The organism is Costertonia aggregata (assembly GCF_013402795.1).
Taxonomy (GTDB): Bacteria; Bacteroidota; Bacteroidia; order Flavobacteriales; family Flavobacteriaceae; genus Costertonia; species Costertonia aggregata.
The window spans coordinates 435493-455048 of record NZ_CP058595.1; the positions used below are offsets into that span (position 1 = coordinate 435493).

A 19556-nucleotide genomic window follows, 5' to 3' on the forward strand; every position below is an offset into this window, starting at 1 on the left:
TTTTTACCTAAAAATAACATCTAATTTTCCAATTACACGGTATTCAGGGAATTAGCATCCCAAAAACTACCCTATCTTTCCAACAAATTTGATGAAGTGTCGTTTTATATATTCATATATGAAAATGGCGGACGGATTTTAAAGCAACCCTATGGACCAAAACCAAGAGCAGATTTCACAACTTATGGCCAAATTGGAGCTGTTACTCAAAAAACAGCAAGATTTCAATATTCAAGTGAACGAACTGCGACGGGATATTCAAATCTTGAAAAACGAGCAGACCCAAAAACCGATAGACCAAGTTGAGACAACAAAAGAAACTGTTCCGGAGATAAAGGAAACCGTTGTACAGGAAAAGACAGTCCCCATAAAGGATGAGAAACCGGTGCAAGCCATTGAAAATCCTGTCAAGAAGACAACGCCACCCGAACAAACTTTTGCAAAAAAAGCAAAAAAACCATCTTCAAAATCTAATCTAGAAAAGTTTATCGGTGAGAATCTTATCAACAAAATCGGTATACTCATAACCATTATCGGCGTGGTTATCGGTGCCAAATATTCCATCGAAAACAATCTCATAAGTCCGTTGACACGTATTATTCTAGGATATTTCGTAGGTATAGGGTTGGTAGGGTTCGGTATAAAACTAAAGGCTAAATATGAGAACTACAGCGCAGTATTGGTCAGCGGTGCGTTGGCCATTATGTATTTTATAACTTTTGCCGGTTATAGCTTTTATGGTTTGTTCCCGCAGACCATGGCATTCGCTATCATGCTTTTGTTTACGATATTCGGTGTTGTGGCATCGCTAAACTACAACAAACAGATTATTGCCCATATCGGCTTGGTAGGTGCCTATGCCGTACCTTTTTTATTAAGTAACGAATCGGGCAATGCAGCAGTTCTTTTTGGCTACATGACCATTATAAACATTGGCATCTTGGTCATTTCCTTTAAAAAGTATTGGAAACCACTGTTTTATTCGGCTTTTGGCTTTACATGGCTCATCTATTTTGTTTGGTTTGCATTTTCATATACGTATGAAGAGCATTTTACATTGGCATTGGTGGTACTGTCTATCTTTTTTGTACTCTTCTATATTACCTCATTGGCTTATAAATTCATAAAACTAGAAAAGTTCAAAGCAACTGATATTATATTGATCTTACTTAACTCCTTCATATTTTATGGGTTAGGGATAGGGTTATTATCAGACGATATCGTAGGTAAAGAATTATTGGGTGTTTTCACGCTCGGCAATGCCATCATTCATTTTATCACCAGTGTTATTATCTACAAGAAAAAATTGGCGGATCGCAATTTGTTTTATTTGGTATCAGGCCTAGTACTAACATTCATCACCATTACCATTCCGGTACAGTTAGATGGTAATTGGGTCACTTTATTATGGGCATTGGAAGCTGCTTTATTGTTTTGGATCGGCCGCACCAAGAATGTTGGGTTTTATGAAACCTTATCCTATGTTCTTGTTCTCTTAACCGTGTACAGCCTTATGCAGGATTGGGGAGATACTTATGGCAGCTATTGGTTTAAGGATAGTAGTCCTGTAGTGAGTCCGTTCTTTAATATCACTATGTTGACCTCTGTGGTATGTGTGCTTTCTTTTAGTTTCATTAATTGGATGAATCTCAAACATAGGCCCGCCACAAAAACGTTACTTTCCAAGATCATGAACGTTGGTTTGCCCGCAATACTGTTGATTACCCTGTACTATTCTTTTTATCTGGAAATACAGTACTACTGGGATATTGTCTTCAGAAGTTCCAAAATTGAAACTACCATTGATGGTTACGCTACCAACCAATACAATTATAACATACGCAATTTAGATCAGGTTTGGCTAATCATATATACTTTGGTATTCTTTAGCATGGTGACTTTTGTAAACAACATTAAATTAAAAAGTAGGGTATTGGGCATCGTTACTTTGGTATTTAGCCTTTTGCTTGGTTTATTCTTTTTAACCAACGGGCTTTACACGCTTAGTGAGCTAAGGGAGGCTTATGTGGACCAAAAATATGCCGAATACTACAATATTGGCTTCTCCAATGTATGGTTACGCTACGTGGCCATAGCATTTTTTGCCCTGCTGCTATTTTCTATTTATAAATTGATACGGCAACCTTTTTTAAAAATCAATTTTAAAGTACCTTTTGAGATAATACTGCACACATCAATCGTATGGATAGCCAGTAGCGAGCTCTTAACTTGGATGGATTTATCTGGTGCCACCCAAGGCTACAAACTGGGACTAAGTATTCTTTGGGGTATGTATTCACTACTGCTTATAGCATTAGGTATATGGAAAAACAAAAAATATCTGCGTATTGCCGCAATTGTACTTTTTGCTATAACCTTGGTAAAACTGTTCTTTTATGATATCGCATCATTGAACACGATTTCCAAGACCATAGTATTTGTTTCGCTGGGTGTTCTATTATTGATCATATCATTTCTTTACAATAAGTACAAACATGTTATAACCGATGAGAACGAAAAATAAACTGGTTTTTTACATAGCCATACTCTCTTGCCTCAATGCAGTTGCTCAGTTGCATACATATGATAAAAAAATGCAACTGAACGGTGTTTCCGAACTGTGGCATTCAATACAACTTCCGGATGATGTATTTGAAAGTGTAAAGGATGACATGGCCGATATACGTATTTACGGTATTACACAAAGCGATACATTAGAAGTGCCCTACATACTAAAATATTCGGCAGCTTCAGAAATTGAGGCCGAGGCAAATTTTAAACTAATCAATACAACATCAACCAACGACGGGTATTATTACACCTATGAATTTCCCATAAGCACATCATTGAATCAAATAGCATTCTCTTTTGGGAATACCAATTTTGATTGGAAGGCAAATTTAGAAGGCAGTCAAGACCAAACCAAGTGGTTTACCATTTTGGAAGACTATCGCATTTTATCCATTCGGAACCAACAGACCGATTACAGTTTTACCCAGCTTGATTTTCCCGATTCAAAATATCAATATTTTCGTCTTTTTATAAAAACAAAGGATAAACCCGAACTTTTACGGACATCGTTGATTTCCAATGAATCCATTCCAGCCACATATACCGATTATCCCGTTAAAAACATCAATGTATCCGAAAAGGGCAAGGAGACCTACATCGATATCGATTTAAAACAAAGAGCTCCCGTAAGCTATCTGAAATTGGATATCGCCGATACAATAGATTATTACAGGAATATCTCGTTCCAGTATGTATTTGACAGCGTAAAAACAGAAAAGGGATGGATATACAATTACAAAAACTTGGGGTATGCCATGCTTACCTCTATTGAAGACAGTGAATTTACATTAAGAAGTACATTGGCAAAAAAACTAAGGGCAAAAATAAAGAATTATGACAATCAACCCCTAAAAATCAATACCGTAACGGTAAAGGGGTACCAGTACTATCTTAACGCCCGTTTTACCGAGCAAGCCCAATACTATTTGGCTTATGGGAAAAAACAGGCACTGAGACCCGTTTACGATATTACTGAACAAACGTTTGCGATACCTGAAAATATTTCGGCTTTAACACTCGGGCAGGAAGAAATTATCCCTAAAAAAGAAATCGTTACAAATGCCCCTCTTTTTGAAAACAAATGGTGGCTTTGGGGCATTATGATCGTAATTATTCTCTTGTTGGGCGGTTTTACCTTAAAAATGATACAGAAAAAAGCATAGTTTCGTTTTTGACCAAATAAAAAGCATCATGTTCTCACATGATGCTTCACAATAATATGTTAGTATATTATTTGGGCATTACAACACTGTCGATGGCATGAATAACCCCGTTGGATGCCGATACATCGGTCACGATGACTTTGGATTTACCTCCCTTTTCATCGGTCAACATCACATCTTTTCCTGATAGTGCAATGGTAATCTCACCACCTTGTACGGTTTTAGCCGTAAAGCTACCACCATTATCGTTGATGGCCTTGACTACATCTGCGGCCATAACCTTACCAGAAACAACATGATAGGTTAAAATAGCGGTCAATGTTTCCTTATTTTCCGGTTTTAATAAAGTTGCAACCGTACCTTCAGGTAATTTGTCAAAAGCGGCATTGTTCGGTGCGAATACGGTAAACGGGCCATCGCTTTTTAAGGTTTCTACCAAGTCAGCAGCTTTTACTGCGGCCACTAAAGTAGAAAAATCATCCATAGAGGCTGCAATGTCTACGATGTCCTTTGAATTTTGTGCATTTGTGTTTTGTGTAAAAAAAGCCAATGCCAATGTAGCGGTGATAAAAATTAATTTTTTCATGATTTGTTTTTAAATGATTACTAAATTTTAGTGTTTCACAATTAGTTACACGAGATTTGATTTCTTGGATGAGCCAAGCCGATTTTTATCATATCTTTAACATAAGGATGGAAATGGAAACTACGGATACGCTTTTGATACAAAATCTCCAAAGCGGAGATAAAAATGCCCTATATGCTATATATGACCGATACTCAGGTGCTATTTATGGCGTAATCCTCCGAATGTGCAAACGGGAAGATTTGGCTCAAGATGTTTTACAGGATACTTTTTTGAAAATTTGGCAAAAAATACATCTCTATAACCCCGAAAAGGGAAAATTTTATACCTGGGCCTACCGCATCGCAAAAAATACGGCATTAAATTCTCTAAGAAATCCGTCGCCATTCATCCAAACCGAAGATTTAAGTGTATATACAAAAAACCAAACCGAAGCAATCAAAGAAGAGTATCCCGAATTGAACGGAATGCTAAAACGTTTAGAACCCCATCACCAAAAAGCTATTGAACTAGTCTATTTTGAAGGTTATACGCACAGGGAAGCCCATGAAGAAATGGGAATTCCCCTGGGAACGTTTAAATCTTACGTGCGGCAGGCATTGATAAAATTAAGGGAGAACTATCCCACGGCATTAATATTGCTATTGATTGTTGGTAGAACAATTGCATATGGATAAAAATAAAATCATAGAAGAGGGGCTATTGCAGCTGTACCTATTGGGAGAACTCTCAATAGAGCAACACTCTATGGTTGAAAACGCCATAGAAAACGATACCGAACTTGCCCAATTATACAGAGCCCTTGAAGATAATTTTGAGCGTATGGCCTTTGAAAACGCTATAGAGCCGCCTTCAACAATAAAAATCGCTTTAAAAAATACACTAGGCCCAAACCCCAACGCGCCTCAATCCAAACCTACCACAAAAAAGAAAGTGCTCACAGCTAGATTGGCCGTAGCAGCAAGTTTAGCGGCCCTTTTTGGCTTAAGCTCTTTTTGGTTTTACACAAAATGGCAGGATACAGAGCAGAATTTGCAGGTATTACAAAAAGAAACTTTAAATCTTCAAGACCGTTTGGCGTTAATCGAGAAAGATTACAAAAGCACCCAAAATAAATATAACGTCATCAACAACCCTAATGTGATTCCCTTGCTATTGAAAGGGGATCAAAGCAGGGCGGTCGCCTATGTAAACCACACGACCAAAGAAGTTGTCTTAAATCCGCAAGGTCTACCAAAACTCGAAAGTGACAAAACATATCAAATGTGGGCCGATGTTGACGGGGAAATGATAAACATGGGCATTGTCCCTACGGATAAAGAACTGGTTACCTTGCGTTATATCGATAAGGCGGAATCTTTAAATATTACCATTGAGCCTGCCGGCGGTAATGACCATGCTACTGTAGAGAATTTGGTTTCCAATATCATACTTTAACGAGGATATAAATCGGTAACGAGGCTTCTGGCCTAAATTTTTCACCGCTCAACTTCGCTTAGGGGTAGAAGGAATGTTGTGTGACGACATTGACCAATTTTATAGAGAGCGATACCAAAAATACCAAAGAAGGTAACATAGAACTGGGTAGATGTTCTTAGCAGCATAAAATTTCCACAAGCCGTACCCAAAAAACCCAATATATTTTCAAATAGATTGCCTTATGACCAAATTAAATTATTGCAGCCAACAGTTGGAGTAATTATAATGTACATCTTTAAACAGGTTCACCGTATAAATCAAAATCGGCAGCTTCGGTAATTTTTATGTCTATGAACTCGCCTTGCTTTACATAATGCTTTGCAGCATCTATTAAAACTTCATTGTCAACATCAGGCGAGTCAAATTCGGTCCTGCCCACAAAATAATTTCCTTCTTTTCTGTCAATGATACATTTAAAGGTCTTACCAATTTTCTGTTGGTTCAATTCCCATGAAATCTGGGATTGAATTTCCATGATTTCGTTGGCCCGCTGCTGCTTTATGTCTTCTGGCACGTCGTCATGCAGGGTATAAGCATGTGTATTTTCCTCGTGGCTGTAGGTGAAACACCCCAAACGCTCAAAACGCATTTCCTCGACCCAGTTGCGTAGCGTTTCAAAATCTTGTTGGGTCTCACCTGGATACCCCACTATCAAAGTGGTTCGTATGGTCATTCCGGGAACGGCGTCCCTAAAATCCTGAAGCAATTTCGTAGTCTTGGCCTGCGTTGTTCCGCGGCGCATGCTTTTCAATATACTATCGGATATATGTTGTAACGGTATGTCCAGATAATTACAGATTTTAGGTTCGTTTTTCATCACGTCAAGCACATCCATAGGAAAACCAGTAGGAAAAGCATAGTGCAAACGTATCCACTCGATGCCTTCGACTTTGACCAGATGTTTAAGAAGCTCGGCCAAATTTCTTTTTTTGTACAGATCTAATCCATAATAGGTTAAATCCTGAGCAATAAGGATAAGTTCTTTTACGCCTTTGGCAGCCAGTTTTTGGGCCTCGGTCACCAATTCTTCAATAGGCTTGCTTTTGTGCTTGCCCCGCATCAAAGGGATTGCACAAAACGAACAAGGTCGGTCACATCCTTCAGCTATCTTCAAATATGCATAGTTTTTGGGTGTCGTCGTCAAACGCTCCCCAATCAACTCATGCTTATAGTCTGCGCCCAAGGCTTTAAGTAGGTTTGGCAACTCACTTGTACCAAAATATTCATCCACATCGGGAATTTCTTTTTGCAGGTCTGGTTTATAGCGTTCGCTCAAACATCCCGTAACAAAAACCTTATCAACCTCGCCAGCTTCTTTTTTCTGTACATATTCCAAAATGGTATTGACGCTCTCCTCTTTGGCATTGGCTATGAACCCACAGGTATTGATGACAACAACGTTACCTTCCCCTTCATGTACAACATCCTTTTTATTGGCGCTCAATTGCCCCATGAGTACCTCGGAATCATAAACATTTTTGCTACACCCCAAGGTAACCACATTGATTTTATTCTTTTTAAGTGTTTTTGTTCTCATAGCATCAAAATCGGATGCAAAAATACAATTTGAAGGCCGAACACATTCTATTTCAGACGATTTCTTTGATTTTTACGTTAAACCTTTGTTCACGTATATCGTCATATATAAAAAACGTTATTATGAAAAATCAGTATATATTACTTTACATTGGTCTTGGATTTCTATTTTTGAGTTGTTCCAAGAGTTCAGATACTACCGATGATTCAGTCAATCCTACAACTGTGGCCACACTATATTTTCCACCCATAGGTTCGGATACTTGGGAAACGGCTTCCTTGCAAACGATAGGTTGGAACTCAAATACCGAAGAACCCTTGTATAATTTTTTGGAAGAAAATGATACCAAAGCCTTTATAATCCTTAAAGATGGTAAAATAGTCATAGAGCGATATTTTGATGATTTCACAAAGGACAGCCCTTGGTACTGGGCCTCGGCTGGGAAAACACTAACGGCTTTCATTACCGGTATTGCGAGCGAAAACGGCTTTTTGGAGCTAGATGCCAAAAGTTCCGATTATTTAGGACAAGGTTGGACGAACGCCCCACAAGAAAAGGAGGAATTGATTACCGTTTGGCATCAACTGACCATGACCTCGGGTTTGGATGAAACCACTTGGGATTGTACAATGCCCGATTGCCTTACCTATTTGGCCGATGCAGGCACTCGATGGAGCTATCATAACGCACCCTACACCTTAATTCAAGATGTGGTCGCCAACGCAACACAAACTTCGTTTGAAAATTATTTTACCAATACGTTAAAGAATAAAATTGGTATGGACGGCAGGTGGATTCCCAATGCCGACAACAATACCTATTGGAGCACGGCACGTAGTATGGCCCGGTTCGGTTTATTGAATTTAAATAACGGGACTTGGAAGAATACTGTTATTCTGGGCGATACCGATTTTTTGACCCAAATGAAAAACACATCACAAGATTTGAACAAATCTTACGGTTATTTATGGTGGTTAAACGGCAAAGAAAGTGCCATGGTCCCCAGTTTACAAATAGTATTTAATGAGGAACTGATACCAAATGCTCCTGATGACCTTTATGCCGGTCTGGGAAAAAACGACCAAAAGTTATATGTAGTTCCAAGTGTGAATTTAGTGGTAGTGCGTATGGGAGAAGATACCGGAGAGACAGCCTTGGGACCTTCCAGCTTTGATAATGAGCTTTGGGGATATCTAAATACGCTCATGAACTAAGTTCTTACATGTTTTACATATGTATGATCGTATAATGCGAAGAAAATTCATTCTTGGCACAGTTGCATTTTTAAATTAAATGGAGTGAAAAGCCCACCTACATAGAATGGGTAAACTTCGTTATTGCAAAACATTAAAGACAACTATGCCTACGCTCCCAGGAGCGGCAAGTGTTTAATTTTATGGTATTGCAACGCCATCGCTATACAGTGTTTAAGTTCCTGTTTGGGAATTTTTTTATCTTTCACATTAAAAACAATGGTCCTATTGCCCTCGAACGTGAAGACATTTGCGTAGACAGTTTTGAAAGTCGGCACCAGCTTAGACGTACATTTAAAGTATATGGCAAATTGTTCTGGGGTTTTTGCTTTCCAATCCATACGTATGGTACTACCATGTTTTGCGAGATAGCTTGGTTCGCCCCATTTAAGGGTTTCTTCTAGTTTTTTAATACCCTCTATTTCAGTGGCTGTTTCCAGAACCAGCTCTCTTAATGCCAGTAATTGTTTTTGTACAATTTTGGGATAGTTATCAAAAACCGCCTTGACCTTTGGGTTGCTTATGAGTTGCATAAGCTTACCAACTAAATTTATGATTAGACTCTTCATTATAATCCTGCCAACCAAAATCCCGATATTTTTCCTTTATATAAGTGAAATCGGTAAAGCCGTCTTCATACGAATATAGCTCATTACAGTAAGGCAAACTATTGAACATGCCCGCAGGGTAAAACGAAAAAATACAATTCCTTATCGTATCGGAATCATAGCGTTTCCATTGTCCGACAAATACATTACGGTATTCCGAAAAATCGCCAGACTCCGAATGAAACGATTTGATTTTACCCTTATCATTATAAAAAATAGCGGTAAAAATCCCTTCAAATTTACCATCACCGGCCTTATCACCGGGTTCCAAAAACTCATAGTCGAATAAACAAACATAAACGGGCACCGACATACCGAACAAGTTTTTGTTCATTAATACAGTATTCAAAGTCATCTTTCCTTTTATCGGCCTAATATTGTTCCCTAATTTGCTCTTCCCCTCCACAATATATTCGTTAAGTATATTTTCTTTTTTGATGGCAGTCAAACGAAAATCAATTCTTCTATAATTGGGTCCAAAAACACCTGTATAAGCAGATAGAGCCGTATTATTTTTGTTTGTTGTAGTTGAAACGAATTCACTAAAATCCAAATGGGCAATTTCCTTGTTCTCTACTATGTCAAAATATTCTGTCGACAAGACAGAATCCTTCCATTGTTGCGCCAAATCCGTAGTTTGAGTATAAACCATAAATAAATTGAAGAAAACCATGTAAACAATCAAAATCTTTTGCATTACTCGCTATTTGATTAAAAAAACTTTAATATGTATACTCTTAGAATAACTTCAATCATTCATATCCTTTTGGCCTTCTCCTATTTTGAAGTGCTTTTTCATAGGCCCTTCCCATTCGCAGTAAGTCTGCTTCCGTAAATTGTTTTCCAATAAACGTAAGGCTAATGGGTTCCCCTGTGGTTTTATACCCCATGGGAACGGTTAGTGCAGGGTATTTGGCCACAGCAGCGTAGCCCGCATGATAATTATTTATTGAAAGGATGGCGTTTAAACCATGTTCATCCATAGCCGTATCAAAAAAGGTTCGTCCGTTATTCTCCAAGGTTGCCTTAATTTCCTCCAGACCTTCGGTAGTGGTAGAATCGGTCAAAATGCCCTCGAACAAAGCTTGCCCATAGGGTATTCGGGTTAAAGAGTCCGCAGCATTGAAAGCCACAGCATCTGCGATGGACTGTATCTTTACGTTTTCTGGGCTTGTGTGTGTTTTTAGATAAACCGGCAGATCATTTTTCATATCAATATTCAGAATACTCAAAAACCCGTCCATTTTTACCTCTGGTGGTGTAAATTCTATAATAGTAGCGCCTGACTCCCTCAACTTTTCTATGGTTGATCTATATATTGAGTCGCTCTCCATCAAATTCTTGAATGCACCCAAACGCATATTTTTGAAAGGCTCCGGATGTAGGCCTGCGGATATAATTCCTGGAAACTGTTCCGTAATCGATGCCATATCGGTAGAGTCATGCCCCGCCATAGCGGATAAAAGAATTGCATTGTCCGTTACATTTTTGGTCATCGGTCCCGGTGTATCCAAGGTGCTGGAAATAGGTACAATACCCGAACGGCTCAATAAACCAATGGTCGGTTTTAGGCCTACGACAGAATTTTGGCTGCTGGGCGACAAAATAGAGCCCGAGGTCTCCGTACCTACAGCGGCAACGGCATACTCGGCCGCCATCGCCGTGCCACTGCCCGAACTGGAACCCCCTGTCTCAAAAACCCTTCTCCCATATGGATTGAGCGTTTGCCCACCATATGCACTATACCCCACAGGACAACCACTACATAAAAAGTAGGCCCATTCACTGAGGTTTACCTTACCTAATATCAACGCACCGTTTTCTTTCAACTTTTGAACAATAAAGGCATCTTCGACCTCATTGTCTTTCAAAGCGATAGAACCTGCCGTAGTCTTCATGCCTTTTGTATTAATGTTATCCTTCAACAAAATGGGCATACCATAAATAGGATGATGAAAACTGGGGGCATTACCTTCGGCTTTTAATTTGTCCAATTGCCGTGCTTGGTTTACGACATCCCCATTTAGGGCGATGATAGTATTCAAAGTTGTAGCATTGTCCAACTCATATGTATAAATGCGATACAGGTAAAATAACGTTAACTGCTCATAAGTAAGTTTGTTTTTCTCAATAGCCTGTCTTAAATCAAAAATAGTTTTATCGAATATTAGAGGTTTTAAGGCTTCATAATCGGTTTCGGTCATTTTCGAAACCTCTTCGTAAAGTGGAAGAAAAATTTCGTTCTTGTCCAATACTCTAGACTGTATGAGCTTATATTGCATTCTACGTATTTCATGGTCCGCATTGGAAGCCACTTCTAAAGAATCGTTGTAAGGCTCCCATAAAACGACCTCTTTTTCCTGTGGCTGCTTGTTATTTTTACAAGAGGCCAAAACAATTAAAACAATCAATCCGATAAGCTTTTTCACATGTTCAAATTTTGGTGATTCATTATAATATTCAGGAACGTGTAATACGTACCCGTTCTCCTATTTTACTCCTTAATTTCTAGTTTTCAATTTCCTTGTCCAGACATCGATATTTTTCTGGTTCAGTCGAACAAATTCGTCCTTACCCTCCTTATTGGCGAGCTGTAACGACTTTTCTGCGGAAACAATGGCCGTTTCGTGATACCCTAACGCCGCTTCGGCCAATGACTTGACCCTATGAAAATAATAGGTGTCGCCGCCCAACGCAATGGCCTTGTTCAAATATTGTAGCGCCAGTTTATGCTTGGCTCCTTGTTCTACATAATAGCGAGCAGCCTCATAGTACGTTTGAGCCGTTGGATTTACTTGTAGTTGTTTTTCAATTTCAGCCTCCATCATACGTTTGGTATCTACAATTACAGGAATCGTGACTTTGGTATTTGCCCAAAGCCAAATCATATCAGCGGTATCATGGGAGATATTGTCAAAAGTGATAAGAAAATTTTCTTGAAAATGGATGGTTTTCTCCGGTACAACCTTTAAACGAAATACATCTTCATTGGGATTATATTTTGTTCTACCATCGCCCCAATGGGAAATATTGGTATGAAACGCTATCTCCCACTCTTTTTCTTCGGGAAAGGCATATAATGCATATGTGCCAGCAGGCAACTGATTCCCTGAAACCGTGATGGTGTCGGAAATCGTTATCTTTGTAGATGCATTCGCACCAACACGCCAAATACGACCATGGGGCACCAGTTCCCCAAAAATTTTTCGACCGCGAACGGCAGGTCTGGAATATACTACCTCAATTTTAGTGAGTCCTACTTCTTGTACAATACTGGAATATGGACTAGCTTTTGGATATTTTATTTGGGCCATGCAAATGACCGCGTTTAGAACAAAAAGTATGGTCAAATATCTTTTCAACCGGAAATATTAAAAAAAGAATCCACAAACTCATATTTATTGAAAACCTGTAAGTCCTCAATACCTTCCCCTACACCTATATATTTTACAGGAATCTGAAATTGGTCCGATATACCGATTACTACACCACCTTTGGCAGTACCATCCAATTTGGTGACTGCTAAAGAGGTTACTTCGGTGGCCTTCGTAAACTCCTTGGCCTGTTCAAAGGCATTTTGACCGGTAGAGCCATCCAATACCAAAAGTACCTCGTGTGGCGTATCATCAACTACTTTTTGCATAACCCGTTTTACCTTGGTCAACTCGTTCATTAAATTGACTTTGTTATGCAATCGCCCGGCGGTGTCAATAATCACTATATCCGCATCTTGCTTTACGGCAGAACTCAAGGTGTCAAAAGCCACGGAGGCCGGGTCACTTCCCATGTTCTGTTTTATGATGGGAACATCAACTCTATCTGCCCAAACCTGCAACTGATCTATAGCAGCTGCCCTGAACGTATCGGCTGCACCCAATACTACTTTTAACCCCTGTTTTTTGAACTGATACGCCAATTTACCGATGGTAGTGGTCTTACCTACGCCATTGACCCCAACAACCATGATTACGTAGGGTTTTTTATCATTTGGGATAGCAAATTCGACCTCTTCACCCACATGGGTCTCGGAAAGCAACCCTGCAATTTCTTCACGGAGGATAGTGTTCAGCTCATCCGTACCCATGTATTTGTCTTTGGATACGCGAGCCTCTATCCTATCAATAATCTTTAAGGTAGTGTTGACACCAACATCGGAGGTTACCAATACTTCTTCCAAATTATCCAAAACATCGTCATCCACTTTGGATTTGCCGGCCACCGCCTTGCTCAACTTGGAAAAAAAAGTGGTTTTACTCTTTTCCAAACCTTTGTCCAAGGTTTCTTTTTTCTGTGAGGAAAATATTTTTTTAAATAAACTCATCTTTTGTTAAAAGGATTTCTCAAAGATAGCGAATGCACACAATAAAACTCAATGTTTGAAAGTATTGTAATGGTACAAGTTGCATAAACGAAAAAAGCTACTTTCAATGAAAGTAGCTTTACTATATTGTTTGGGAGCTGTACCTATTTTTTGGACAACCACTCATTTACCGCTTCGGGTGCCATAACCGATTCAACAAAGGTATACGCACCACTTTTGGGTGACTTTACCATTTTAATGGCCTTTGTCAATCTTTTTGAACTTGTTTGTAAACTTGCAACGGTCTTCTTTGCCATGACTTATAATTTATTGTCGCTTCCGTAAAGGTGGAAACTTATTTAATTTCTTTGTGTACGGTCATTCTCTTTAAGATAGGGTTGAATTTCTTCAACTCCATCCTATCCGGAGTATTTTTCTTGTTCTTGGTAGTGATGTACCTTGAAGTTCCTGGCTGCCCGGACTCTTTATGCTCCGTGCATTCCAAGATTACCTGAACTCTGTTTCCTTTCTTTGCCATCGTATTTCTAAATTTTCAGGATTACTTTACCAATCCTTTTGCTCTTGCCTCTTTCAAAACAGCAGAGATGCCTTTTTTGTTGATACTTTTTAATGCTCTAGCAGATACTTTCAAAGTAATCCACTTGTCCTCTTCAGGGATATAAAAACGCTTTTTGGAAAGATTTACATCAAATCTTCTTCTTGTTTTATTGATAGAGAAAGAAACGTTGTTTCCAAACATTGCTCTCTTTCCGGTAAGCTCACAAACTTTTGACATCTTCTTACGTTTTGTGTGATTTTAAACAGGGTGCAAATTTATATCATTTTTATGGATAGGCAAAATTCTTTTTTAGAATTTTAAAATTTCTTTTTGCAGCATTTCAAAAGCCTTGTTTACCGACTTTTGAACGATTCTCTCCCGATGGTTGCCCATAATATATTTTTCGGCGAATACTCCTTTAGGCGTTGCGATACCTATGTAGACCGTTCCTACATCGGCATCTGAATCTCCTTTTGAAGGCCCGGCATTACCCGTTGTAGCTATGGCAAAATCGGTTTTGAGCAATTCTTTTGCGTTTTCTGCCATGCTTTTGGCGACGGCTTCGCTTACTACAGAATGTTGTTTTACCAATTGTTCAGGTATTTTGAGAAGATGTATCTTGGTTTCGGTAGCATAACTTACCACGCTACCCTTAAAATACGCTGATGCCCCAGGTACCGACGTAATCTGCTGCGCTATTTTGCCTCCCGTAAAGCTTTCGGCCGTTGCCACGGTCATTTTTCGCTCAGCAAGTAGCTTACCTATTACGAACTCGAGCGTTTCATCCTCTTCTTCCCCATAGATGATGTCCCCGATCAGCGGGTACAGCTTTTGTGCCTCGGCCTGTATACCTTTGATAATTTGGTCTTTGTTCGTTCCCTTGCCCGTTAATCGTAAACGTACCCTTCCCAAACTGGGTAAATATGCCAATTTAATGAACGTAGGCAGATTATCTTCCCAATCGGCGATTTTTTCGGCAATGGCACTTTCTCCCAAACCATACGTCATTATGGTCTTGTGTACAATATATGGTCTTTTGAATTCGGAAATTATCTTTGGTAAAACGGCATTGGCAATCAGGTTTTTCATCTCAAAGGGAACGCCCGGCAGCGATACGAAAGCCTTATTGTTCTTTTTTATCCACATACCCGGTGCGGTACCATAAGCATTGTGCAATACGACCGATTTTGAAGGAACCAACGCCTGTTTCCTATTATTTTCGGAGATAGTGCTTGTTGTTATGTACTTTTCAAAAAGCTCCTCTACGTGCTTAAGTACTTTTTTATCCTGTATTAAAACGTCATCAAAATATTTGCAAAGCGTATGCTTGGTAATATCATCCTTTGTGGGGCCTAGGCCACCGGTAAGGAGTATAATGTCAGCCCTTGATTCAGCATCACGTAAAGCATTCAAAATATGGGCTTCATCATCCTGTACAGATGTTATTTGATAGACCGATATACCGATTTTATTGAGCTCTTTTGAGATAAAAGCCGAATTGGTATCCACAATTTGCCCAATAAGTATTTCATCGCCGATCGTGATGATTTCTGCAAACATAAAATGATGTATTAAAAAGTAATGTGTGACTTACGAAACGGGAAAGTCTTTTTTTAACTCCGATATCACTTGGTGTATATCTTTTTTTAGCAGCGGGAATTTTTCTGTTATTTCCGATATGGTAGCCTTACTCTTGCCTAAAGTTTCGATTTCAAGAGCGGTGGCCCTTGTCTGCTCCATACCCAATAAGTCAACATTGGGCTTTATTTTATGGGCCAATTGATAAATGTTGGAAAAATCTTTTTGCTTGATGGCAATTTCCAACGCTTCCAGATCTTGGGGTACTTCCTCCAAAAAAACCGATACGACAGAGTTGATGAAATCTTGATCACCCTCTGCCATTTCGTTTATCTTATCAAGACTATATATCATTTATTTTACTTTAAGGGAGAATAGCTCTCTACCCTCCAGTGTACCCGAAAGATAATCATTTGTTTGTACTTTGCCAACACCGGCGGGCGTGCCCGTAAAAATAACATCCCCTTTTTTCAACATAAAAAAAGTTGATACATAGGCGATGAGTTCATCTATCTTCCAGAGCATTAAAGCGGTATTTCCCTTTTGAACCTCTTCTTCATTCTTTGAAAGTGAAAAATCAATATCATTTATATCTTTAAAATTGGTCTTGGGAAGCCAATTGCCAATGACCGCGGCACCATCAAAACCTTTTGCCTTTTCCCATGGCAATCCCTTTTCTTTAAGCTTTGCCTGTAGGTCTCTTGCCGTAAAATCTATGCCCAACCCAATTTCATCATAATACTTGTGCGCGAATTGTTCATCAATATGTTTTCCCACTTTTTTGATTTTCACCAATACCTCAACCTCATAATGTATATGATTGGAAAACTCCGGAATATAAAAATCCTGTTCTTTCGGAAGTACCGCAGAGTCTGGCTTTATGAAAACAACGGGTTCGTTTGGCCTTTCATTTTCCAGCTCCTGAATATGATCTGTATAATTTCTACCGATACAAATAATCTTCATTGATAGATTTGTTTCTAAATTCGGCACTAGCCCAATTTGGTGTTCAATTTACTTAATTTGATTTGCGTGAGCACTTTTTTTGTGTACAACGGAAAATCGGCATTTAACATCCACCCGAAATAACCGGGCTCTTTTTCCAGGACATCATGTACTTTTTTGCCTTTATGCTTGCCAAAAGAAAAGGCCTCCTCATCATCCTCGTCATACATAATGAAACCGGCAAAATCCGCAAAACGTTTATGGGCCGAAAATTCCGCCAGCTTTTTAATGTTATTATCCAATTCGGGGTAACGGTCCAGTTGGGAAAGCAGCACCTCATAGGTGGCTTTGGTATCGGCCTCTGCACTGTGGGCATCAGTGAGTTCCTTGCCGCAATAGAATTTATAGGCCGCACCCAAAGTTCTTTTTTCCATTTTATGAAAAATCGTCTGCACATCTACCGAATTCATACTTTTCATATCAAAATCTACCTCGGCACGCAGCATTTCTTCGGCCAATAAGGGAATATCGAAGCGATTGGAATTGAAGCCGCCCAAATCACTGTCCTTTATCATTTGATATATTTCTTTGGAGAGCTCTTTAAAAGTAGGCTCGTTCGCTACTTTTTCATTGGAGATACCATGTACGGCAACCACTTCATCCGGTATTGACATTTCGGGATTTACCAACCATGTCTTGCTTTCTTTGTTCCCATTGGGAAAAATCTTTAAAATGGCTATTTCCACAATGCGGTCTTTGGCCACATTGATGCCTGTGGTCTCAAGATCAAAAAAACATATGGGTTTGGTAAGCTGAAGTTCCATATTCGTTAGGTTTCAGCAAAGATAGGTTTTAGATGGTTTTGAGGAAATTATACGCAAGGTATATTAAAAAACTTGCCGTTAAATTTCCCTATCTACATCCCAAGCCTCTAAGTAATCGGCTATGGCCTTTGTGAACATACTGCCCAAAGCACCGTTTACGACCCTGTGGTCATAACTATGTGACAAGTACATTTTACTGCGTATACCTATAAAATCGCCTTCTGCGGTTTCAATTACAGATGGAATTTTACGAATGGCCCCCAAAGCCAAAATACCTACTTGTGGCTGGTTGATAATAGGTGTACCGAATACACTGCCAAAAGTTCCCACATTGGTAACCGTGTAGGTGCCGCCTTGGACTTCGTCCGGTTTCAACTGGTTGTTACGAGAACGATTGGCCAAGTCGTTGACCACTTTGGCCATGCCCACCAAGTTCAACTGATCCGCATTTTTGATTACTGGAACAATAAGGTTACCATCGGGGAGTGCAGCGGCCATACCAATATTGATATTTTTCTTTTTGATGACCGTATCCCCGTCAACGGAAATATTCATCATTGGGTATTTTTTTAAGGCTTTGGCTACTGCCTCCATAAAAATGGGAGTAAACGTGAGTTTTTCGCCTTCTTGTTTTTCAAAAACCACCTTATGCTTATTGCGCCAATTGACAATATTGGTAACATCTACCTCTATGAAACTTTGAACGTGTGCCGAAGTGGAAACGCTCTCTACCATATGCTTGGCAATAAGCTTACCCATACGGGACATTGCTATAACCTCATCCCCTGCCCCTGTGGCGATTGGCTGCGCCGATTGTTGCGGTTTGGAAACCGTGGACTCAGATTTTGCCATACTTTCTTCTTGAACATGCTTTTGTTCTTTGGATTTTTCCTTCTTATCGTAGGTATTTCTATTCTCCACATAAGCCAAAATGTCGTTTTTGGTAACCCTACCTTCTTTGCCTGTTCCTTTAATGGCATCCAATTCTGCTATGGATATATTCTCCTGTTTGGCGATATTTTTCACTAACGGGGAATAAAAACGTTCCGTACCGCTGTAGTCATGCGTAGGTGTTTCCACAGTTTCTTTGGCAACAGTGACCGTCTCGGCAACCGCAGCAACATCCCCATCATTGACCGTGACCGTTTCCGCAACGGTTTCTTTTCTAGGGGTTTCTCCTTCTCCCGAAACCTCTATTATGGCAACGGCCTGCCCTACCTTAATAACATCATCAACATCAAAAAGCTTTTCGACCAATACACCTTCCACTTCACTGGGAACTTCAGAGTCCACTTTGTCGGTAGCGATTTCAAAAACCGCTTCATCCATCTCAATAGTATCGCCCACCTCTTTTAACCAAGTTGTCAATGTTGCTTCGGCAACACTCTCTCCCATTTGAGGCAATTTTAATTCAAACTTTGACATATTGTTATCTTAAGTGCTTTTTTGAATATATTTTTTGCAAAAATAATAAAAAAACGAAGCTATTATTAAATTTATTGCATCTGTTAAAATATTACCCTAAGACATTTTCATCGAATTTTCAAAGGGAACCCTGTTAAGTATACTCCTTCCTAAAGTCACCTCATCTGCATACTCCAGTTCATCCCCGACCGAAATTCCTCGGGCAATGGTAGATGTACTGATACCCAGTCCTTCCAACTGTTTATAGATATAAAAGTTGGTAGTGTCGCCTTCCATGGTCGAGCTCAATGCGAAAATGAGTTCTTTTACCGCTCCGTTTTTGGCCTTCGATACCAATGATGCAATGGTTAGGTCTTGCGGACCTATACCCTCCATTGGAGAAATTTTACCCCCGAGTACATGGTACAATCCTGTAAATTGCCCCGTATTTTCTATGGCCATAACATCCCTAATATCCTCTACCACGCAAATGACACTTTCATCCCTTTTGGGATTGGCACAGATTTCGCACAGAGCTACGTCCGAAATATTATGACAGCTGGTACAGAACTTTATTTCTTCGCGCAGGCGCTGCAATGCGGTTGCCAAGCGCTTTGTTTGTTGATCGGGCTGTTTAAGCAGGTGCAATACCAACCTCAGTGCCGTTCTTTTGCCGATTCCCGGCAATTGTGACATTTCATATACCGCATTCTCTAAAAGCTTAGAAGAAAATTCCATAACGGTAAAAT

At 39.5% G+C, this 19556-nt stretch carries 21 protein-coding genes; 5 read left to right on the forward strand and 16 right to left on the reverse strand.

The window, feature by feature from the left end:
- The first annotated feature begins 151 nt into the window (after nucleotides 1–151).
- On the forward strand, nucleotides 152–2524 hold the full coding sequence (locus HYG79_RS02040; RefSeq protein ID WP_179240511.1) for a DUF2339 domain-containing protein: 2373 nt from the start codon (nucleotides 152–154) through the stop codon (nucleotides 2522–2524).
- A complete protein-coding gene (locus HYG79_RS02045; protein WP_179240512.1) occupies nucleotides 2508–3734 on the forward strand; it encodes a DUF3999 family protein in 1227 nt (408 codons plus the stop codon). The genes HYG79_RS02040 and HYG79_RS02045 overlap by 17 nt, the downstream gene beginning before the upstream one ends.
- Before the next feature lie 67 nt (nucleotides 3735–3801).
- Here the strand turns inward: HYG79_RS02045 and HYG79_RS02050 are convergent, their stop codons facing one another.
- A complete protein-coding gene (locus tag HYG79_RS02050) occupies nucleotides 3802–4320 on the reverse strand; it encodes a fasciclin domain-containing protein (protein ID WP_179240513.1) in 519 nt (172 codons plus the stop codon).
- A 113-nt stretch (nucleotides 4321–4433) separates the two neighbouring features.
- Here HYG79_RS02050 and HYG79_RS02055 point away from each other — a divergent pair, with 113 nt between their 5' ends.
- Entirely contained in the window at nucleotides 4434–4997 is a 564-nt protein-coding gene (locus HYG79_RS02055) for an RNA polymerase sigma factor (protein ID WP_179240514.1), read from the forward strand.
- A complete protein-coding gene (locus tag HYG79_RS02060) occupies nucleotides 4990–5757 on the forward strand; it encodes an anti-sigma factor domain-containing protein (RefSeq protein ID WP_179240515.1) in 768 nt (255 codons plus the stop codon). The genes HYG79_RS02055 and HYG79_RS02060 overlap by 8 nt, the downstream gene beginning before the upstream one ends.
- Before the next feature lie 277 nt (nucleotides 5758–6034).
- Here HYG79_RS02060 and rimO read toward each other — a convergent pair whose 3' ends face one another.
- Nucleotides 6035–7336 carry a 30S ribosomal protein S12 methylthiotransferase RimO gene (gene rimO, locus HYG79_RS02065; RefSeq protein ID WP_179240516.1) on the reverse strand — a complete coding sequence of 434 codons (1302 nt, stop codon included), beginning with the start codon at nucleotides 7334–7336 and terminating at the stop codon, nucleotides 6035–6037.
- A gap of 122 nt (nucleotides 7337–7458) precedes the next feature.
- Between rimO and HYG79_RS02070 the strand changes: the two genes are divergently transcribed.
- Nucleotides 7459–8550: a serine hydrolase domain-containing protein gene (locus tag HYG79_RS02070; protein WP_179240517.1), complete on the forward strand. Its 1092-nt coding sequence runs from the start codon at nucleotides 7459–7461 to the stop codon at nucleotides 8548–8550.
- A 149-nt stretch (nucleotides 8551–8699) separates the two neighbouring features.
- Here the strand turns inward: HYG79_RS02070 and HYG79_RS02075 are convergent, their stop codons facing one another.
- The 14 genes from HYG79_RS02075 to recR form a co-directional block, all read right to left on the reverse strand.
- A complete protein-coding gene (locus HYG79_RS02075) occupies nucleotides 8700–9122 on the reverse strand; it encodes a DUF1801 domain-containing protein (RefSeq protein ID WP_179240518.1) in 423 nt (140 codons plus the stop codon).
- A gap of 4 nt (nucleotides 9123–9126) precedes the next feature.
- A complete protein-coding gene (locus tag HYG79_RS02080) occupies nucleotides 9127–9894 on the reverse strand; it encodes a hypothetical protein (RefSeq protein WP_179240519.1) in 768 nt (255 codons plus the stop codon).
- A gap of 55 nt (nucleotides 9895–9949) precedes the next feature.
- A complete protein-coding gene (locus tag HYG79_RS02085; protein WP_179240520.1) occupies nucleotides 9950–11626 on the reverse strand; it encodes an amidase family protein in 1677 nt (558 codons plus the stop codon).
- A gap of 72 nt (nucleotides 11627–11698) precedes the next feature.
- Entirely contained in the window at nucleotides 11699–12511 is an 813-nt protein-coding gene (locus HYG79_RS02090; protein ID WP_179240521.1) for a DUF2911 domain-containing protein, read from the reverse strand.
- A gap of 44 nt (nucleotides 12512–12555) precedes the next feature.
- Complete coding sequence (ftsY, locus tag HYG79_RS02095) at nucleotides 12556–13518, reverse strand: signal recognition particle-docking protein FtsY (protein ID WP_179240522.1); 963 nt, start codon at nucleotides 13516–13518, stop codon at nucleotides 12556–12558.
- A gap of 143 nt (nucleotides 13519–13661) precedes the next feature.
- The gene (locus HYG79_RS02100; RefSeq protein WP_179240523.1) at nucleotides 13662–13814 is read right to left on the reverse strand and encodes a DUF4295 domain-containing protein; all 153 of its coding nucleotides are present in this window, start codon (nucleotides 13812–13814) and stop codon (nucleotides 13662–13664) included.
- Nucleotides 13815–13852: 38 nt separating this feature from the next.
- Nucleotides 13853–14035, reverse strand: a complete 183-nt coding sequence (gene rpmG, locus HYG79_RS02105; RefSeq protein WP_154194477.1) for a 50S ribosomal protein L33 — start codon at nucleotides 14033–14035, stop codon at nucleotides 13853–13855.
- A gap of 21 nt (nucleotides 14036–14056) precedes the next feature.
- Nucleotides 14057–14293, reverse strand: a complete 237-nt coding sequence (gene rpmB / locus HYG79_RS02110; protein ID WP_179240524.1) for a 50S ribosomal protein L28 — start codon at nucleotides 14291–14293, stop codon at nucleotides 14057–14059.
- A gap of 72 nt (nucleotides 14294–14365) precedes the next feature.
- Nucleotides 14366–15616, reverse strand: a complete 1251-nt coding sequence (locus HYG79_RS02115; protein ID WP_179240525.1) for a competence/damage-inducible protein A — start codon at nucleotides 15614–15616, stop codon at nucleotides 14366–14368.
- Nucleotides 15617–15646: 30 nt separating this feature from the next.
- Complete coding sequence (locus tag HYG79_RS02120) at nucleotides 15647–15988, reverse strand: Hpt domain-containing protein (protein WP_179240526.1); 342 nt, start codon at nucleotides 15986–15988, stop codon at nucleotides 15647–15649.
- On the reverse strand, nucleotides 15989–16600 hold the full coding sequence (locus HYG79_RS02125) for a fumarylacetoacetate hydrolase family protein (protein ID WP_179240527.1): 612 nt from the start codon (nucleotides 16598–16600) through the stop codon (nucleotides 15989–15991).
- 26 nt (nucleotides 16601–16626) lie between these two features.
- The gene (locus HYG79_RS02130) at nucleotides 16627–17403 is read right to left on the reverse strand and encodes a 3'-5' exonuclease (protein ID WP_179240528.1); all 777 of its coding nucleotides are present in this window, start codon (nucleotides 17401–17403) and stop codon (nucleotides 16627–16629) included.
- A 78-nt stretch (nucleotides 17404–17481) separates the two neighbouring features.
- Nucleotides 17482–18828, reverse strand: coding sequence for a dihydrolipoamide acetyltransferase family protein (locus tag HYG79_RS02135; RefSeq protein WP_179240529.1), 1347 nt, complete (start codon nucleotides 18826–18828; stop codon nucleotides 17482–17484).
- A 96-nt stretch (nucleotides 18829–18924) separates the two neighbouring features.
- The gene (gene recR / locus HYG79_RS02140; protein WP_179240530.1) at nucleotides 18925–19545 is read right to left on the reverse strand and encodes a recombination mediator RecR; all 621 of its coding nucleotides are present in this window, start codon (nucleotides 19543–19545) and stop codon (nucleotides 18925–18927) included.
- Nucleotides 19546–19556: the final 11 nt, after the last annotated feature.

Excerpts from the sequence above, each read along its gene's own strand:
- rpmB (WP_179240524.1), bottom strand. The coding sequence starts at position 14,293 with ATGTCAAAAGTTTGTGAGCTTACCGGAAAGAGAGCAATGTTTGGAAAC.
- HYG79_RS02075 (WP_179240518.1), bottom strand. The coding sequence starts at position 9,122 with ATGCAACTCATAAGCAACCCAAAGGTCAAGGCGGTTTTTGATAACTAT.
- rimO (WP_179240516.1), bottom strand. The coding sequence starts at position 7,336 with ATGAGAACAAAAACACTTAAAAAGAATAAAATCAATGTGGTTACCTTG.
- ftsY (WP_179240522.1), bottom strand. The coding sequence starts at position 13,518 with ATGAGTTTATTTAAAAAAATATTTTCCTCACAGAAAAAAGAAACCTTG.
- HYG79_RS02100 (WP_179240523.1), bottom strand. The coding sequence starts at position 13,814 with ATGGCAAAGAAGACCGTTGCAAGTTTACAAACAAGTTCAAAAAGATTG.
- HYG79_RS02135 (WP_179240529.1), bottom strand. The coding sequence starts at position 18,828 with ATGTCAAAGTTTGAATTAAAATTGCCTCAAATGGGAGAGAGTGTTGCC.
- HYG79_RS02070 (WP_179240517.1), top strand. The coding sequence starts at position 7,459 with ATGAAAAATCAGTATATATTACTTTACATTGGTCTTGGATTTCTATTT.
- HYG79_RS02045 (WP_179240512.1), top strand. The coding sequence starts at position 2,508 with ATGAGAACGAAAAATAAACTGGTTTTTTACATAGCCATACTCTCTTGC.
- HYG79_RS02050 (WP_179240513.1), bottom strand. The coding sequence starts at position 4,320 with ATGAAAAAATTAATTTTTATCACCGCTACATTGGCATTGGCTTTTTTT.
- HYG79_RS02130 (WP_179240528.1), bottom strand. The coding sequence starts at position 17,403 with ATGGAACTTCAGCTTACCAAACCCATATGTTTTTTTGATCTTGAGACC.
- HYG79_RS02125 (WP_179240527.1), bottom strand. The coding sequence starts at position 16,600 with ATGAAGATTATTTGTATCGGTAGAAATTATACAGATCATATTCAGGAG.
- recR (WP_179240530.1), bottom strand. The coding sequence starts at position 19,545 with ATGGAATTTTCTTCTAAGCTTTTAGAGAATGCGGTATATGAAATGTCA.
- HYG79_RS02090 (WP_179240521.1), bottom strand. The coding sequence starts at position 12,511 with ATGGCCCAAATAAAATATCCAAAAGCTAGTCCATATTCCAGTATTGTA.
- rpmG (WP_154194477.1), bottom strand. The coding sequence starts at position 14,035 with ATGGCAAAGAAAGGAAACAGAGTTCAGGTAATCTTGGAATGCACGGAG.
- HYG79_RS02115 (WP_179240525.1), bottom strand. The coding sequence starts at position 15,616 with ATGTTTGCAGAAATCATCACGATCGGCGATGAAATACTTATTGGGCAA.
- HYG79_RS02120 (WP_179240526.1), bottom strand. The coding sequence starts at position 15,988 with ATGATATATAGTCTTGATAAGATAAACGAAATGGCAGAGGGTGATCAA.
- HYG79_RS02060 (WP_179240515.1), top strand. The coding sequence starts at position 4,990 with ATGGATAAAAATAAAATCATAGAAGAGGGGCTATTGCAGCTGTACCTA.
- HYG79_RS02055 (WP_179240514.1), top strand. The coding sequence starts at position 4,434 with ATGGAAACTACGGATACGCTTTTGATACAAAATCTCCAAAGCGGAGAT.
- HYG79_RS02080 (WP_179240519.1), bottom strand. The coding sequence starts at position 9,894 with ATGCAAAAGATTTTGATTGTTTACATGGTTTTCTTCAATTTATTTATG.
- HYG79_RS02040 (WP_179240511.1), top strand. The coding sequence starts at position 152 with ATGGACCAAAACCAAGAGCAGATTTCACAACTTATGGCCAAATTGGAG.